Source organism: uncultured Zoogloea sp. (assembly GCF_937894855.1).
In the GTDB taxonomy this organism is placed as follows: domain Bacteria; phylum Pseudomonadota; class Gammaproteobacteria; order Burkholderiales; family Rhodocyclaceae; genus Zoogloea; species Zoogloea oryzae.
Map to the genome: position 1 here is coordinate 45,184 of NZ_CALAYQ010000048.1, position 14,514 is coordinate 59,697.

Here is a 14,514-nt window from a genome sequence, read left to right on the forward strand (position 1 = left end):
ATCAGTTGGTGTCGCTAAAAATTGACCGGCGCTGCACGGCGCGTTGGCGGTCCCGCTCATCGAGAGCTCGGTTCACGGCCTGGCCGATGTCCTGCGGCGACTGGCTGGGATGTGGCGTGATGGTGATCTGGGCGGCGTTGGTGTAGCTGAAGCTGCCTGCCCCTGCGGTGCGGATCGGGGGAAGGGCGCTGACCAGCGCCGACCCAGGGGCAGCGATGACACCAGTCCCGCCCACGGGCGCGCCGGTTTGCCCGAAGGTGAATCCGAAGGCCTGCTTGAGAGTGGCGATCTTGTCCGCAATGGCCTTGACCTTCTCCGAGATCCAGTTGCTGAGGGATTCCCACCACTCAGCCAGCTTCGGGCCGATCTTGTCCCAGTTGGAGTAGATGAGAGCCGCGGCGCCGGCCAGGGTGGCGATGACGGCGCCGACGGGGTGAGCGCGGATGACGTTGAGCAGCACCAGGAAGGCATCCTTGACGAACGGGAGTACCGTCTTGCCGAGGTTGGTCAGGTCTGGGAGGTACTTTCCCACGCCGAGGATCTCGAGCCCCGTCTTCAGCACGGAAAGGGGGCCGCTGATCCCCCATGCCGCGAGGGCAATCCCACCGATCCCGCCGGCGACGGCCGTGAAGAGGGCCGCGCCCGACACCAGCACCTTGGAGAGCGTCGGGTGTTCGTCGATGAAGTTGTTGAGGCCGCCAACCATCTTCCCGACCAGATCGATGATGCGTTCAACCGCGGGGGATAGGATGTCGCCGACCTTCGTCGAAAATTCGTTGATCGCTCCGCCAAGCGTATCCCATCGATTCTGCAGGGTTCCATTGGCCTCGTTCACCCGGTCGATGAGAGACGCCTGCTTGTCCATCTTCTCGATGGCATCCTGAAAGCCCTGCATGCCGGACTTCAGGAAGATAGCGGCCGGACGCCCCCCTTCGGTGTCGAAGAGCTTCTTGAGGATGCGTTCCTGCTGCTGGGGGTTGAACTGCTTGAGCTTCTCCAGCTCTTGAACCATCTTGCCGAAACCCGCGAACTGCCCGGCGGCGTCGAAGAAGTCGAACTTCACGCCCTTGGACGCGAGCAGGTCTTTCACGTAGTGGCCTTCGGAACCCCGCGCATCGTCCAGTTTGTTGACGTTCGCCATGGCCTTCAGCATGTGGGCGAAGTTGGTGCCGAAGGACGATCCCTCGAGGCCTACCCCGGCGGCGATGCCCTGGAGCGCGAGGTACTCCTTCATCTTCTGCAGGTCACCGACCAAGCCCTTGATGTTGATGTCGGTCCCCGAATAGGACATGGCTTCATAGATCTGATCCGGCTTGAGGCCGAAGCCGTACTTGGCGCGTTGCATGAGGTCCGCGCCGGCCGGAAGGTCGCGATCCTGCAAGCCGTGAACCTCGCGTGCCTTGGCAATGAACTCTGCTGCGCGATCCTTCTCGAGCTTGAGCAGCACGGCAAAGTAGCTCGCGGCCTCGAGGCCGCCATTGACGATCGTCTTGAAGTTCACGCCCTGTTCGACGAGCGCCTTGCCGGCGAGCATGAAGTCCTGTCCGGTGCCGGGCAGTCGGGCGCCCAGATCGCGGGCTTTGGCGGCGATGCGCTCGAACTCGGCCGGGACGATCTTGCCGCTCTCCATCATGGCGATCTTCAGATCGGTGGTGGCGGTCTGCAGGTCGGCGAAGTCCTTCACTGTCTTCAGCATCGGCAATCCCACAGCGGCCGCTGCGCCGGTTGCCGCTGTGCCGGCGGTCAGCAGGTGGCCGCGCATCTCCTGGGTGGCGTCGTAGCGTTGCTTGATGTCCTTCCAGCGTTGAAGCTGGCCGGTTTGCCGCTCCAGTTGGGCTCTGGCGCCCGAGATTTCCCGGGCCAGGTTGGCGTGCCGACGTGCCAGCTCATCGACGGGCACGCCGGCTTTCCGCATGTCTTCGTTAGCCTGGCGCTGGGCGTCGGTGGCCCGCTCGTGCGCCCGCTCCAGCTTCTGCACTTCGGATCGGGCCTGTCGGTAGCTGTCCGTGAGGTTCTTCGACGGGCTGTCGGCGGCGATGATCTCGGCCCGCAGTTCGCGCACCCGTTGCCTTGCCGTGTTGAGCGCTGCCCCGGTCTCATTCAGCCTCGCGGTGACTTCCTTGAACGATTCGAGCTGCTTGCCCTGGGTCTCCAGTTCCTTGAGGCGCGCCTTCGTTTCCTTGATCGACTTCCCCAAGGCCGTGCTGCCTTTCAGGATGTCGCGCAGCGGGCCGGTGGCACGGTTGATGGCTTCCAGTTCGATCCGAAGGCGAAGGGCGTCCATGGTGGTTCTCTCGTTAGGGCGCCGGCAGGCGCTGCCTGCCGGCGGGTTGGTTTCAGTTCAGGCCGAGGGCTTCGGCCTGTTCTTGGTCTGCTTGCGGGAGCATGAACGCGGCTACCCGGATGCCGATCTTCGCGAGATCCGACACCTCCAGCTGTTCCGCTTCATGGTCGAGCAGCGAGGGCGTGGTGATGCGGGGGATGACCTTCAGCAGGGCCGTGGTTTCCATGTTGAACAGATCGGAGATAGAGACCCCGCGCAGCTCGCCCGCGCGAGGCTTGCGCAGGGTGACCGCCTTGATTTCGGTTTCGCCGCGTTTCACGGGTTGATCGAGGTGCACGGTGTGCAGTTCGGATGCCGGGTCGGCTTTCGTCGTCGAAGTCATTTCAGTTCCTTGGGTTGGTTGGGTTGCTTGCCGGGTTCCGGGTGCGCTTGGCGGCGCCCCTGCGGCCCCGGCGGGCCGAATCTGCATGGAGGCTCGCGCCACCGTAAGGGCCGCCACACCCCTCCGCGCGCGGTCGAGACCCCGCCCCGCCTGCTCGCTTCATTGATGGCGTTCTGTGCGGTTGTGCGAGGTCCTGGGAGCCTTGCTGCGGCGTGGCGGGTGCGGGCACGGTGAGCCGGTGCGAATCGTTGCGGATTTGTGCACTGAGGCTGTGCACGCTTACGCCGCCGATTCTTCGGGGCCGGTCGGCAGGGCATGGACGCCGTCCTTCGCCTTGTCGGCGAACCGTTTTCCTTTGCGCATCGCGCGCATCTGCGGGTTCTGTTCAGACTCGGGCAGCATCGAGGGCGCATACACCTTGGTCGTTTCGGCGATGCTCTCGAAAATGCACCGGCATCGCGTGTCCCTGCACTGCATGTAGAGCTGTCGCGTGGATGGCGAGATGTCCCGGCTGTTACGGACAAGCGCCGGACCATTGCAGGCAGGGCAGCGCAGGCTCAGGGACGGTTGTTGTTCGCGCTCGATGCTCATGGCTCCGGCCCTCAGATGCCCATCAACTGCCGGTTCTTCTCGATCTCCGCCACGCGCTTCTGCATCGCTTCAACGGTGGTGCGGGACGTGCCGATGGGCGTGATGGAGAGCGCCCCGAAGTCGGCGAACCGCTTCACGATACTCTCGATGTCGTTCTCAGCCGCGGCCAGCACGGCGAGCGGGTCGATTTGCAGGCCGTCGGCATAGTTGCCATCGATCACCGCACTCGTGCGGGCCAGGTATTGCTGGGCCTTGAGCATGGTGGGGTTGCGCGTATCGCCACCAGACCGACGGCGATGCTCGGCGGTGTCGGGGTCGAAGAAGGCGCCGGCAATGGCGGCTTGCACGAACATGAACTCGATGCACTGCCGCAGCTCGCCGGCCAGCTGCTGATAGATGACTTCGAGCTCGGCGAATTCATCCAGCGCGGCGGTGCGGGCAAGATCACGGCCGCGCTGCATGGCCTCGTGGTGCTCGGCGGTGATGGCCTTCAACTCGCCTTCCAGCTCAGCCAGCACTGCCCGCAGATCCTCGGCGCTGCAGGAGAAGTCCTCTTCCGCGTCGTCGAGTTCGGACAGGTGCCCGGAAATGGCCTTCATCCGCTGCGGGTCGGGCGGTTCGCCCTTCACCAGCGCCTGCTTGATCTCGGCGAGGCGCTGCTGCTGCACGACGGCCTGGGCTTCGGCCTTGCCCTCGGCAGCGGCAAGCCGCGCGCGCACGCGGGCGATGACCTTTTCGTGTTTCGCGCACGCCTTGCCTAGCGCCTGGATGCGCTGTCCGTTCTTGTGGAGGTCCGCGTAATTGGCGTCGGCCTCGCGCTCGAGCATGGCCTGGAGCGAGGCCTTCAGATCAGTGGCCCCGTAACACATGGGCTTGATGGATTCGTTCATGACGCTTCCTTTCGGTTTCAGACGAACTGGATGTTTTCGACGAAGGCGCACTTGCCCATGTCTTCGATGACATAGGCCTCGTTCACCGACTGGTAATCCTCGATCCGGTCGCGGGCCGGGTTGTCGACGATGCGGCGGCGCCGGGTGCCGGCCTGCCAGTAGATCGACAGGTTGTTGAGCGGCGTGATCAGCAGCGATTTGGCGGGGAAGTAGGGCACGTGCACCACCGGGAGCCCCCCGGCCTTGCCCGAGCGGATGATCACGTCGGCGGCCATCATCTCGGAGGGCGGATTCACTGCCTGCACCAGAGGGAAGAGCCGGTCGGCGTTCAGGTCGGCGCTCATGACGACGACGAAGCCAAGCGCTTGAAATGCGTTCCGGTGCCAGGGGTCGATGAGGTTGTTGAGGAGATCGAAGATCAGTGCATCGAGATCAACGTAGTCGCCAGTCCAACCGATCCGGACTTTCCCAGTTCCATGGATGGCTTCGCTCATGACGCGCGCAGGAGCTGCGAGCCGAAGCTTCTGGATCCATCCGATGTTCACGTCCTGCAGCAGGGGATTGGCGGTGCGGTTGGTTGTATCTGCGGCGCTGGTGCCATTCCAGCCGATCATGATCCGATCACGCCCAATCTGCCCAAGGATGGCATCGCGTAAAAGTGTCTGAAAATTCGGAAACTTGGCCCACTCATCCAGGCGGCGGTAGCTGATGTGGGTGTCGAAGTCCGTCTTCCGGCAAAGGTAGCCAGACGAGTCCAAAACGATAGGATCGACAGGCTCCCGAGTGCCAGCGGTTCGGTACGCAATGGGTTGGCTGATGCCGAGGCCGAGCTTGTCTCCCGCCTGCTCATCGACGCGAACGATGTTGATGGTGCTCAGGAAATGCGAGCTTTGCTGCGTTTGCAGTTCGAGGTTTTGCGCGACGGTCGGATTAACCGTGAACGCGCGTTCGGTGCCAGAGGCGCCGTTGATTTTCTTCACCTCGGCGATGTAGGCGTCAATCTGCTGGGCGGTTTCGGGTTTTAATGCATAAGTCATTTTCAGATTTCCTTCTCTTGGAATTCAGAGGCAGTCGATCTCGGCAGTGCCGCTCTGCTCGCGATCGTGCTGGGTGACGAAGGCGCCGTCGCCGGCCTGCTTGAGCTGCTCGCGCAGATCCTTTACGCGCTTCTCGGCGACGAAGAGCTCGATGCGCATGGCCTGCACGTCGGCGTTGGCGGGGGTGGTGGGGTCAAACATGGTCGAAGTCCTCGGGTGGGTAGCGGTCGGGGGGCGGAAACCAGTCGGCCGAAGGGGTGACCGGGCTGGCGGAGAAGGGTGAAAGGCCGGCGGCGGGCGCCGGCCAGGTGTCGGCGAAGCCATCCGGGGCGGCGCTGGGCAGGCCGGCACAGGCGCCGGAGGGTTGAGGCGTACAGTTATTGACACGGGTCCAAGGCGCGGCGGCCCGGGCGGGCCTTGCTTTGTCCGTGCTGGTTGCGCGGCGAATCTCCCACTTGAATCGGCGGCTCTCGAAAGCGCGATCCTTGGCCGTATCGAGCACGCCGTACACGCCGGCAGGGCGGGTCTCACCGTAGCGGGTGAGGGGGGCGGGCTCCGGTGCCTGCGTAATCGGGCACCAGCGTTCGCCGGGGCGGGTCTTCGCCAGTGAAACGGCCAGATCCTTGCGGGCCACGGCCGGCCCGCCCTGGCACTTCACGTAGCCTGCCCAGTCGCCCGCGTCGGCGGCCTGGCGGGCGGTCTCGATCAGTGGGGTATGCTCGGGCGCGGCTTCCATGCGGCGCAGCTCGCGCCACACGCCCACCGGGGCGCCGCCGATCTGCTGAAACTGCCGGATGCCCCACGTGGACGCCCACGCATTCACCCGCGCAGCGCCCTCGATAGCATCGTCGCCAAACAGATCCTGCTGCACCTTGTAACCGTCAATGTTCTTGGCGATGTACTTCAGGATGTAGCCTGTTGCCGAATGGGTCGCGTCCATCTTGATCGGCACGAACTTCACCCGGTTCTTCACGGCGCCGGGCTCGTCCGGGCTGTGCTGGGTCAGGAAGTAGCGGGTGACGGCCTCCCGCACCGGCTTGACGGCGGCCGCCGGCATGAACAGCAGCAAATGCCAGTGGGGCGCGCCGTCCTGGTGGGGCTCGGCGATCCGGAAGCCATACAGGCGGATGCCCCGGCGCTGCAGGTAAGCGCGGGTCTTCGCCCACGCCTTGCATAGGTGCTGCTGTGCTTCCCGCGGCGTGGTGCCGTCGAAGGAAGGGTTGTCCCGAACCCGGACCGGCTTCCCCTTGCGGTACACCGCGCGCTTGGCGTGCATGGCAGAGGGGCAGGTTACGGTGATGAAGAAGGCCGTGTGCTCCAGGCCCCGGGCTATCTCCTCGAAGCCCCGGGCGCGGGCGAGCAGCTCGCCGCGGCGGATGGCTGGGTTCGCGGTGCTCTTCTCGGCCAGCTCGGCAAGTGTCGCCGCGTAGTCGTGCTGGTTGACCGCTTCCAGCCCCTCCAGATACGCCGCGTTGCGGCGCTTCTGCCGCTCCCACCGCCGCACGTTGGCGTTGGTGACGTACTTCTGTTTCTTGGCATGCACAATCCCGAAAAGCTCGATCGCGCAGGCCTCCTTGGTGCGCTGGTGCAGCCGGCCCACCTGGCGGCGCCACCACTTGCGGCAGACCATGCGGGCGACGGCTCCCTGCACCTCTTCGACGGTGCCGTCCTTCACGGCGGGCGGCTCGATGAAGTTGTCGGTGCAGAAGGCGCACAGGGCCCAATAGGTGCCGATCATGGAAACGTCGTTCGAGGCGTTCGCGGCCCTCTTGGGGCTCTGACGCTCAAACGCTTGGCGTGCGAGGCGATCAGCCTTGGCCTGCACGTCGTCGTCGGTGGCAGACAGGGGCACCGGCAGGGGCAAGGTGTGCAGGCGCTCGCCGATCTCCCGAAGCCAGGTGTTGGCCGCGGTTTCACCCTTGGCGGTACGCCGGAACTCATATTCGATAGCCACTTCCGGGCGCCATTCGGAAGGGATGGGTGCCAAGCAGTAGGCGACGAACTCTTCATCCGCCCGGCGCGTGCCGGCGCGGCCGGCGGTGGGCCGCCACGGGGGCTGGGTGCGGAGGCGCGAAGGGCGGGCTCGGCGGCACGTCATTGCCCGACCTCCTCGCCTTCCGGCTCAGCGCAGAAGGTGCTCAGCCAATCCCGCATTGCCCGGGCGCGCAGCACGAGGACCGGGCGTAGCGCGTCGGGGACCTTCGGCCACGGCAGCGCCGCCACGTCCTCGGGGTGGGGCACCTGGGCAATCGTCGCCAGCATGCGCCTATCCCGCAGCGTGCCCTTGTCCCACGCCCGGCCGAAGGCAGAGGCCGGCACGTCGGCCAGTCCGGCAGCCTTCCGGGCGAGCGGAAGCCAGCGGGCGGCGATGGCGCGGAAGGGGGACACGGCGCGCGCCTCGATCAGGCGTCGAGGGTCACACGGATGGCGGGCCAGAGAAGTCGGCCGTTGGATCGTTTTTTGGGTTTCGCGCCGTAATAGCTACCCCGTGTGCATAGGTGCTGCCGCACGGTGTTGGGCTTGACGCCGTTGAGCGTAGCGAACTCAGACGTGGTGAGTTCGCGGGCAGCGCCGGGGGCTGCAGAGGTGGTGAGTTTGGAGGCGTTTTCCATGTTTGCACCCATCGAAGTGTTCGTATGTGTGCTGAAGCATGCGTGCCTCTGCCGCCGACGTGTGCTTAGCGTCGGAGAATCGCTAAGCGTCTGTCAATCGTCGCTAATCGTCGCTGTCTTGCCCCTGCGTCGTCTCCGGATTCGGGCCTCGAAGGCCTTGAAATCTGTGGTTTTCACACCAACACGTAGTTCGTTCTTTGCCTCGTCGAATACGATCTCAGGCCAGTGTTTGATGTTGGCGATGATCCACCGCCAGAGAGCCTTTGGATCATCGCCCGGCATCGCTTTCAGTGCTTCGATCAACGCATCCGCGATGAAGTCGTTTCTCGACGTTCGTTTCCTCGATTCGGCCGCGACTTCAGTGCTCCGGTATGTCGCAGTGGGGTGGGGCAGTGCGAGTACGCGCTCGATCACTGCTTGCGTCATGGCGGACCGTCGCTCATCTTTGGCCTGCGCGCTCTCGGTCGCAGCGAGCCATTCGTCTTGGTTCGCGAACAGCTCGGGCGGAGGCTGAAGGCCTAGCGCCGCGAATACGCCGCGCATGTCCTCGCGTGCGACGCAGAGTTTGTCCGCAGGGCGCGCGGCGGCGGTGTCGTCACACCACGCAATTACGTCAGCCTCCTGATTGCAGGGGCGAGGGACGCCCTGCGCTCGGCGCACCGGTAGCGCATTCGTTCGGATTGCATCCTTGACGATCTGAAGGGTTTCCCGGTTAGTTCGTCCGATCGCCGCGGCGAATTCCTCATCGTCGGGCACCATCCAAAATGGAAGGTCAGCAGGGAAATCCTTCGCCGTGACTTCGGCAACGATCAACGAGACGCAGGCCAAGAGGGAGATGCCGCCCCCTTTCTTCGCCAAGAAGGCTCCCCCCATTTCGTCGATTGTCGGATTGCCTGCTGCCGTCAGGCTCCACGCGAGGCATCGCACATGCTCCCGGTGATTGGCTTCGGCAAGCATGTGCTGCGATCTGCACGCTTCGGCGATCTCTCGGGCCGTCTCGTCCGTGAGGCGTCCTGTCCTTTCCAAGTCGGCACGCTTTTCCTGCTCTTGCCTGTCTGCATCCTTGAGAAAGTCAAAGGGGTTGCGATATCTACCAAGGGGGGCGGGTTGCGTGGCTGGCATGGTCGGGGGCTTCGCTGTGCGGTTCTGCGTATATGTGGGGGGCGGCCTGCGTTCAGCCGGCACTCTGGCGGGCCTTCAGCAGCTCGGCCAGGGCGCCGAACTCTTCTTCCATGCCCTCGTAGGCTTCTCGAAACGCCGGGTCGGTGCGGCTGGCCGCTTCCGCGTAGGCGGTGGGGTTGAAGGGAATGTGCGTTGCCTTGCTGTCCGGCTCAGGGGGATGGATATTGGCTTCCGGAGCGCGGCCTTCGGCGTGCTCGATGGCTTCCTGTAACCCGCGCTTGATGCTGTCGAAAGCGGTGCTCATGTTCGTTTAGGCAGGCACGCCGTGGTGAGGGTCACCGCGGGTCACGGAGAGCCGCAGGCCCGCGGCATTCAGTACGGCCAGCAAGGTTTTCAGCGTGGGGTTGCCCTTCGCGCTCAGGCTCTTGTAGAGACTTTCGCGGGGCAGGCCGGCACGCTCGGCAATCTTCGCCATGCCTTGCGCTTCGGCCACGTGGCGCAGGGCCCGCAGCAGGGCTTCCTGCCCGCCGGGCTCGTCGGCTTCCTCAAGGGCCACGGCCAGATATTCGTCAGCAAATGCCGGGTCTTCGCGCAGCAGCTCGACCACGGCTTCATCGTGGGGGCGGGATGCGGTGTTCATCGTTCGTTCCTCTCTTGCCAGTCCTGCCAATAGGCCAGGGCGGTTTCTATGTCCTGCTGTTGGCGGCGTTTGTCTCCGCCCACCAACAGCAGGACGATCCGGGCGCCGGCCTTGGCGTAATAGACGCGGTAGCCGGGTCCGTGGTCAATGCGCAGCTCCCACACACCGCCGGCCAGCGGCTTGCAGTCGCCGAAGTTGCCGCCGGCCATCCGCCCGACTCTCGCCAGGATGCGGGCGCGGGCCATCCTGTCGGCGAGGTCGGCGAGCCAATCCTTGAATGGGTCGCGTCCGGCGGGCGTCAGGTAATCGCGTATCTCGATCATTTGTAGATTATAGATTACAGCATGTCAATCAAGCCGGCATCGCCCGCAGCGCCGGAGTATGTTCGGTGGGCTGTGCCATGCCGGCCTGTTCGAGCATCCACGCCTCGATCTTGCTGTGCCACATGCGCAGCAGGTCGAGCGGCCGCACCCGGTAATGTTTCTCGGCGGTGGCGCTGGGCTTGTGGCCCATGATCTGCGCTACCACGCCGGCCGGGGTTTCGGTCCATTCGGCCAGGGAGCCGAAGCTGCGGCGCAGGCCGTGCAGCGTGAGGGGGTCGATCCCGGCGCGGCGGCAGGCCTGCTTGTGCTGGTTGCTCGGGTCCTGCAGCCAGCCGGTTGCCGATTGCGAGCTGCTGAACACCCAGGGGGAGGGCTGCCACGGCGCCGCGGCGGCGGCTTCTTCCTGTTGGCCCTTCTTCAGCCGGGCGGGCTGCCGGGGCGGTGTCTCGTTCCTCGCCTTCAGGTCGCGCAGCAGGGCGGCGAAGTAGGGCGTCAGAGGTATCGTCCGGTCCCCTTCTACCTTGTCGCGCACGGTCAGGCTGTTCCACTGGAAGTCCACGTCCTCCCACTTCAGGATGCACAGCTCGCCGGGGCGGGCGCCGGTCAGCAGGATGCCCTGCAGGTAGGCGGCGACCACGGGGCTGTGCAGGCGTCGCACCTCTCGAAACCACGCCTCGAGCTGCTCCCGCAGCAGCGCATCCTTTCGGGCCTTCTTCTTCGGCAGCTCCTGCTGCACGGCCTTGGTGGTGCAGGCGGCGGGGTCGGCCTGGTCGCGGTACTCGGCCGTCTCGGCGCACCAGTTGAGAAACGCGCGCAGGATGCTGTAGGCGAGCCGGGCGCGGGTAGGGCGCACGGCGGCTTCTTCCTTGAGCCAGGCCTCGATGGTGGGTGCTCTCAGCTGGCTTAATGGCTGTTCCAGTAAGGGGCGCAGGATGCCGGGCTGCGTGAGACCCTTCCGGCCGCGGGGGCGGGGCTCGCCGCCGGGTTTGGCGGCGTCCTCATGGCAGGCAATGTGCGCTTCTCCCCAATGGTGGCGGCGCGCATGGATATAATGCGCCCACGCTTCGAGTGCGGGCGCCTGTGTCAGGCGGTTCCGTTCAAGCTGTGCGACGGCCTCGGCGGTCTGCTTTCGCTTCTCCTGACGGGGGTCTTTCCCCTGATCCACTACCACCTGAAGTTGTCGTGCGGCTTCCCGCGCCTGGTCGATGTCCAGGGTGTGCCAGTCGCCGATGGTGATCCGCACCGTGCGGCCGTCCTTCAGCTTGGACTGGAAGATGTAGGACTTGGAACCAGCTGTTGCGCGGATGCCCAGCCCCGGCGCGATCAGATCGCGGAGGAAGGCTTGAGACTTGTCCGGTGGGCACGTGAAGCGGCGAATCCGGTCCGTGGTGAGCTTGATGCGGGCTGCTTTCGTCGATTGCGGGTCGTGGCTGTCGCTCATCGCATCGGGGCGTTTCATGGTTGTGTACGCTCAGTGTACGCGATTTGCGCGCATACTTACGAACAACTCCGAACACTTCAAGTTTCGGCGGTTTCCTGAAAATGTATTGATTTTCAGGGTGTTGTGTGATTTTACCTGTGTTCGTAGATACAAATGAATATCTATGAATACTCTTGATAAGAGGATCATGGATCTTGTCGACCTCCCAAAAACCGAAGAACAAGCCGTTCAGGGCTAAGACCGGCAAGCCCGGTGGTCCTGCCCGCCCCGGCGGCAATGGCCCGCGCCCCCAAGGCGCCGCTGCAGGTCAGCCCCAGGGCGGACGCCGGGGCCGTGGGCGGCCCGAGGGCGAGGGCAATCGCGCACCCCGCGCCGAGCGTGACGACGGCTTCCGTCAGCCGAAGAGCAACGCCTCGGCGATCGGCTTGTCCGATCTGGGTGTGGGCCGCGGCAACTGGCGTGCCAAGCGTCAGGGCAATGTGGGCTTCGGCGGTGGCGACGACAGCTATCCGCTGGTCAGCAACGAGCTGCCGCCGTCCGCCGAAGGCGAGCGCCGCAAGAAGCCCCAGGACACCACCTACACCGAGCCCCAGCGCCTGCACAAGGTGCTTGCCGCAGCCGGCATCGGCTCCCGTCGGGAGATCGAGGAGTGGATCGTCGCCGGTCGCATCTCGGTCAATGGCGAACCCGCCGACGTGGGCCAGAAGGTTGGCCCCGGCGACCGGGTGCGGGTCAATGGCAAGCTGATGCCGCTGCGCTTCGCGCCGCGCATCCCGCGGGTTGTGCTGTATCACAAGCCGGAAGGCGAGATCGTCTCGCGGGACGATCCGGAGGGCCGTCCAACGGTATTCGATCGCCTGCCCAATCTGCGCAAGGGGCGCTGGATCGCGGTGGGGCGGCTGGACTTCAATACCTCGGGTCTGCTGTTGTTCGTCAATGATGGCGATCTCGCCAACAAGCTGATGCACCCGCGCTACGAACTCGACCGGGAGTACGCCGTGCGTCTGCTGGGCGAACTCGACGATGTCCAGAAGCAGGCGCTGCTGGCCGGCATCGAGCTCGAAGATGGCCCCGCCAAGTTCAACACTCTGCTCGATGCGGGCGGCGAAGGTGCCAATCACTGGTATCGAGTCACGCTGTCGGAAGGTCGCAACCGCGAAGTGCGGCGAATGTTCGAGGCGATGGGCCTCACCGTGAGCCGCCTGATGCGCGTGCGCTACGGGCCGGTGGTGCTGCCGTCGCGCCTCAAGCGTGGGATGTGGGAGGACATGGCGGTGGAGGACGTGTGTGCCCTGGCCGGCCTTCCCAAGCCTGTCGGGCAACCCGGAAAAGCCCGCAAACCGGCCCGCCCGGCGCGTCGCCCGGGCTAGTGCACGACTTGTTTTGAGGGTGGAAATTGCGCCCGCCTCGGCGGGCTGCTATACTTAGCACGTTTTATCGGTTCGAAGGAACCGAATCGGCTCGAAAGAGCCGACATCCGGTCGAATTAACAGGGATGGGCGTTTCGCCCATTTTTTATTTGTGGTTTAGGAAGTGTGGGCATGGAGCTGCTGAAACTGATCGAGCAGACCGCTGAAGGTCTTGGCTATGAGCTGGTCGATTTTGAGACCTCTCCCCGTGGCCGGCTGATGCGGGTGTTCATCGACTCGCCGAACGGTATCACGGTGGATGATTGCGCCACCGTGAGCAATCAGCTGACCCGGATCTTCGAAGTCGAGAACGTCGAATACGACCGCCTTGAGGTGTCGTCGCCCGGTCTGGATCGGGCCCTCAAGAAGCCGGCCGATTTCGAGCGCTTCGCCGGTCAGGAGGTGCAGGTTCGCCTCGCCATGCCCATTTCCAATCAGCGTAATTTTGCCGGGGTGCTGCAGGGCCTGAAAGATGGCGTCGTCACCCTGGAAACGGAAAAGGGATCGATGACGATCCCGTTTGAAGATATCGAAAAGGCCCGCCTGGTGCCCAGGTTTTAAGGAATTTGGAGGTTTGCAGGTATGAGCCGCGAAATTTTGCTGTTGGTTGATGCACTTGCCCGTGAGAAGAACGTCTCCAAGGAGATCGTCTTCTCGGCGCTCGAGTCCGCTCTCGCCCAGGCAACCAAGAAGCGCATCAACGACGGCGCCGATGTGCGCGTCTCCATCGACCGGGAAACCGGCGACTACGAATCCTTCCGTCGCTGGCAGGTGCTGCCCGACGAGGACGTGGAGAACGACGAGGCCCAGATGGGTCTGATCGACGCCCGCGAAGAATACCCGGAGATCCAGGTGGGCGACTACGTCGAGGAAGGCCTCGAGCCCATCGACTTCGGCCGCATCGGTGCCCAGGCTGCCAAGCAGGTCATCCTCCAGAAGGTCCGCGACGCCGAGCGCGAGCAGATCCTCAATGACTTCCTGGAGCGCAAGGAGTTCATCATCTCCGGCTCCATCAAGCGCATGGAGCGTGGCAACGCGATCATCGAAGTGGGTCGCCTCGAAGCCGTGCTGCCCCGCGATCAGATGATTCCGAAGGAAAACCTGCGCGTTGGCGATCGTGTCAAGGCCTACCTGCTGCGCATCGATCGCGGCGCCCGCGGCCCGCAGCTGATCCTCTCGCGCACCGCGCCGGAGTTCGTCATTCGTCTGTTCGAACTGGAAGTGCCCGAGATCGACGATGGTCTGCTGGAGATCAAGGCCTGCGCCCGCGATCCCGGCCTGCGCGCCAAGATCGGCGTGAAGTCCAACGACCCGCGCATCGACCCGATCGGTACTTGCGTCGGCCTGCGTGGTTCCCGCGTCACTGCGGTGCGCAACGAGATCGGTGGCGAGAACATCGACATCGTCCTGTGGTCGCCGGAGCCTGCCCAGTTCGTGATCGGCGCGCTGCAGCCGGCCGAAGTGTCTTCCATCGTTGTGGACGAGGAAGCCCACGCCATGGATGTGGTGGTGGACGAGAACAACCTGGCAATCGCGATCGGCCGTAACGGCCAGAACGTGAAGCTCGCCTCCGAACTCACCGGCTGGACCATCAATCTGATGACCGAAGCCGAGTCGGAGCGCAAGTCCCAGGCAGAGCACAATACGGTACGTGAATTGTTCATCTCCAGGCTGGATGTGGACGAGGAAGTGGCAGACATCCTGATCGACGAGGGTTTCTCGTCCCTCGAGGAAATCGCCTATGTGCCGCTGGCTGAAATGCTGGAAATCGAATCCTTCGACG

Annotated in this window: 17 protein-coding genes; 3 read left to right on the plus strand and 14 right to left on the minus strand. The window is 64.4% G+C overall.

The annotated features are described in order from the left end of the window. Position 1: 1 nt before the first annotated feature. The 14 genes from Q0672_RS06455 to Q0672_RS06520 all read right to left on the minus strand — a co-directional run bounded on the left by Q0672_RS06455 (position 2) and on the right by Q0672_RS06520 (position 11,340). Positions 2 to 2,284, minus strand: coding sequence for a phage tail tape measure protein (locus Q0672_RS06455; RefSeq protein WP_298620891.1), 2,283 nt, complete (start codon positions 2,282 to 2,284; stop codon positions 2 to 4). Positions 2,285 to 2,336: 52 nt separating this feature from the next. Then, complete coding sequence (locus Q0672_RS06460; protein WP_298620893.1) at positions 2,337 to 2,666, minus strand: phage tail assembly protein; 330 nt, start codon at positions 2,664 to 2,666, stop codon at positions 2,337 to 2,339. Between the two features lie 279 nt (positions 2,667 to 2,945). Further along, complete coding sequence (locus Q0672_RS06465; RefSeq protein ID WP_298620894.1) at positions 2,946 to 3,257, minus strand: ogr/Delta-like zinc finger family protein; 312 nt, start codon at positions 3,255 to 3,257, stop codon at positions 2,946 to 2,948. A gap of 11 nt (positions 3,258 to 3,268) precedes the next feature. Beyond that, complete coding sequence (locus Q0672_RS06470) at positions 3,269 to 4,147, minus strand: hypothetical protein (protein ID WP_298620896.1); 879 nt, start codon at positions 4,145 to 4,147, stop codon at positions 3,269 to 3,271. Between the two features lie 17 nt (positions 4,148 to 4,164). Further along, a complete protein-coding gene (locus Q0672_RS06475) occupies positions 4,165 to 5,184 on the minus strand; it encodes a phage major capsid protein, P2 family (RefSeq protein ID WP_298620898.1) in 1,020 nt (339 codons plus the stop codon). Between the two features lie 24 nt (positions 5,185 to 5,208). Further along, positions 5,209 to 5,385 (minus strand): hypothetical protein, encoded by a 177-nt coding sequence (locus Q0672_RS06480; protein WP_298620900.1) that lies wholly within the window; start codon positions 5,383 to 5,385, stop codon positions 5,209 to 5,211. Next, a complete protein-coding gene (locus tag Q0672_RS06485) occupies positions 5,378 to 7,282 on the minus strand; it encodes a replication endonuclease (RefSeq protein ID WP_298620902.1) in 1,905 nt (634 codons plus the stop codon). The genes Q0672_RS06480 and Q0672_RS06485 overlap by 8 nt, the downstream gene beginning before the upstream one ends. Beyond that, a complete protein-coding gene (locus tag Q0672_RS06490; protein WP_298620904.1) occupies positions 7,279 to 7,572 on the minus strand; it encodes a hypothetical protein in 294 nt (97 codons plus the stop codon). Before Q0672_RS06490 ends, Q0672_RS06485 begins: the two co-directional genes overlap by 4 nt. Positions 7,573 to 7,586: 14 nt before the next feature. Further along, a complete protein-coding gene (locus tag Q0672_RS06495) occupies positions 7,587 to 7,808 on the minus strand; it encodes a hypothetical protein (protein WP_298620906.1) in 222 nt (73 codons plus the stop codon). An 81-nt stretch (positions 7,809 to 7,889) separates the two neighbouring features. Continuing rightward, complete coding sequence (locus Q0672_RS06500; protein WP_298620908.1) at positions 7,890 to 8,918, minus strand: hypothetical protein; 1,029 nt, start codon at positions 8,916 to 8,918, stop codon at positions 7,890 to 7,892. Positions 8,919 to 8,970: 52 nt separating this feature from the next. Beyond that, positions 8,971 to 9,222, minus strand: a complete 252-nt coding sequence (locus Q0672_RS06505; RefSeq protein WP_298620910.1) for a hypothetical protein — start codon at positions 9,220 to 9,222, stop codon at positions 8,971 to 8,973. A gap of 6 nt (positions 9,223 to 9,228) precedes the next feature. Further along, the gene (locus Q0672_RS06510; RefSeq protein WP_298620912.1) at positions 9,229 to 9,558 is read right to left on the minus strand and encodes an addiction module antidote protein; all 330 of its coding nucleotides are present in this window, start codon (positions 9,556 to 9,558) and stop codon (positions 9,229 to 9,231) included. Next, on the minus strand, positions 9,555 to 9,881 hold the full coding sequence (locus tag Q0672_RS06515) for a type II toxin-antitoxin system RelE/ParE family toxin (protein ID WP_298620914.1): 327 nt from the start codon (positions 9,879 to 9,881) through the stop codon (positions 9,555 to 9,557). Before Q0672_RS06515 ends, Q0672_RS06510 begins: the two co-directional genes overlap by 4 nt. Positions 9,882 to 9,909: 28 nt before the next feature. Continuing rightward, positions 9,910 to 11,340 carry an integrase family protein gene (locus Q0672_RS06520; protein ID WP_298620915.1) on the minus strand — a complete coding sequence of 477 codons (1,431 nt, stop codon included), beginning with the start codon at positions 11,338 to 11,340 and terminating at the stop codon, positions 9,910 to 9,912. A gap of 176 nt (positions 11,341 to 11,516) precedes the next feature. Here Q0672_RS06520 and rluB point away from each other — a divergent pair, with 176 nt between their 5' ends. The 3 genes from rluB to nusA all read left to right on the plus strand — a co-directional run. Next, positions 11,517 to 12,692, plus strand: a complete 1,176-nt coding sequence (rluB, locus tag Q0672_RS06525) for a 23S rRNA pseudouridine(2605) synthase RluB (RefSeq protein WP_194271132.1) — start codon at positions 11,517 to 11,519, stop codon at positions 12,690 to 12,692. Between the two features lie 171 nt (positions 12,693 to 12,863). Beyond that, complete coding sequence (rimP, locus tag Q0672_RS06530) at positions 12,864 to 13,292, plus strand: ribosome maturation factor RimP (protein WP_153160269.1); 429 nt, start codon at positions 12,864 to 12,866, stop codon at positions 13,290 to 13,292. Positions 13,293 to 13,313: 21 nt separating this feature from the next. After that, the coding region (gene nusA / locus Q0672_RS06535; protein WP_298620921.1) for a transcription termination factor NusA at positions 13,314 to 14,514 on the plus strand (1,201 nt) is incomplete at its 3' end.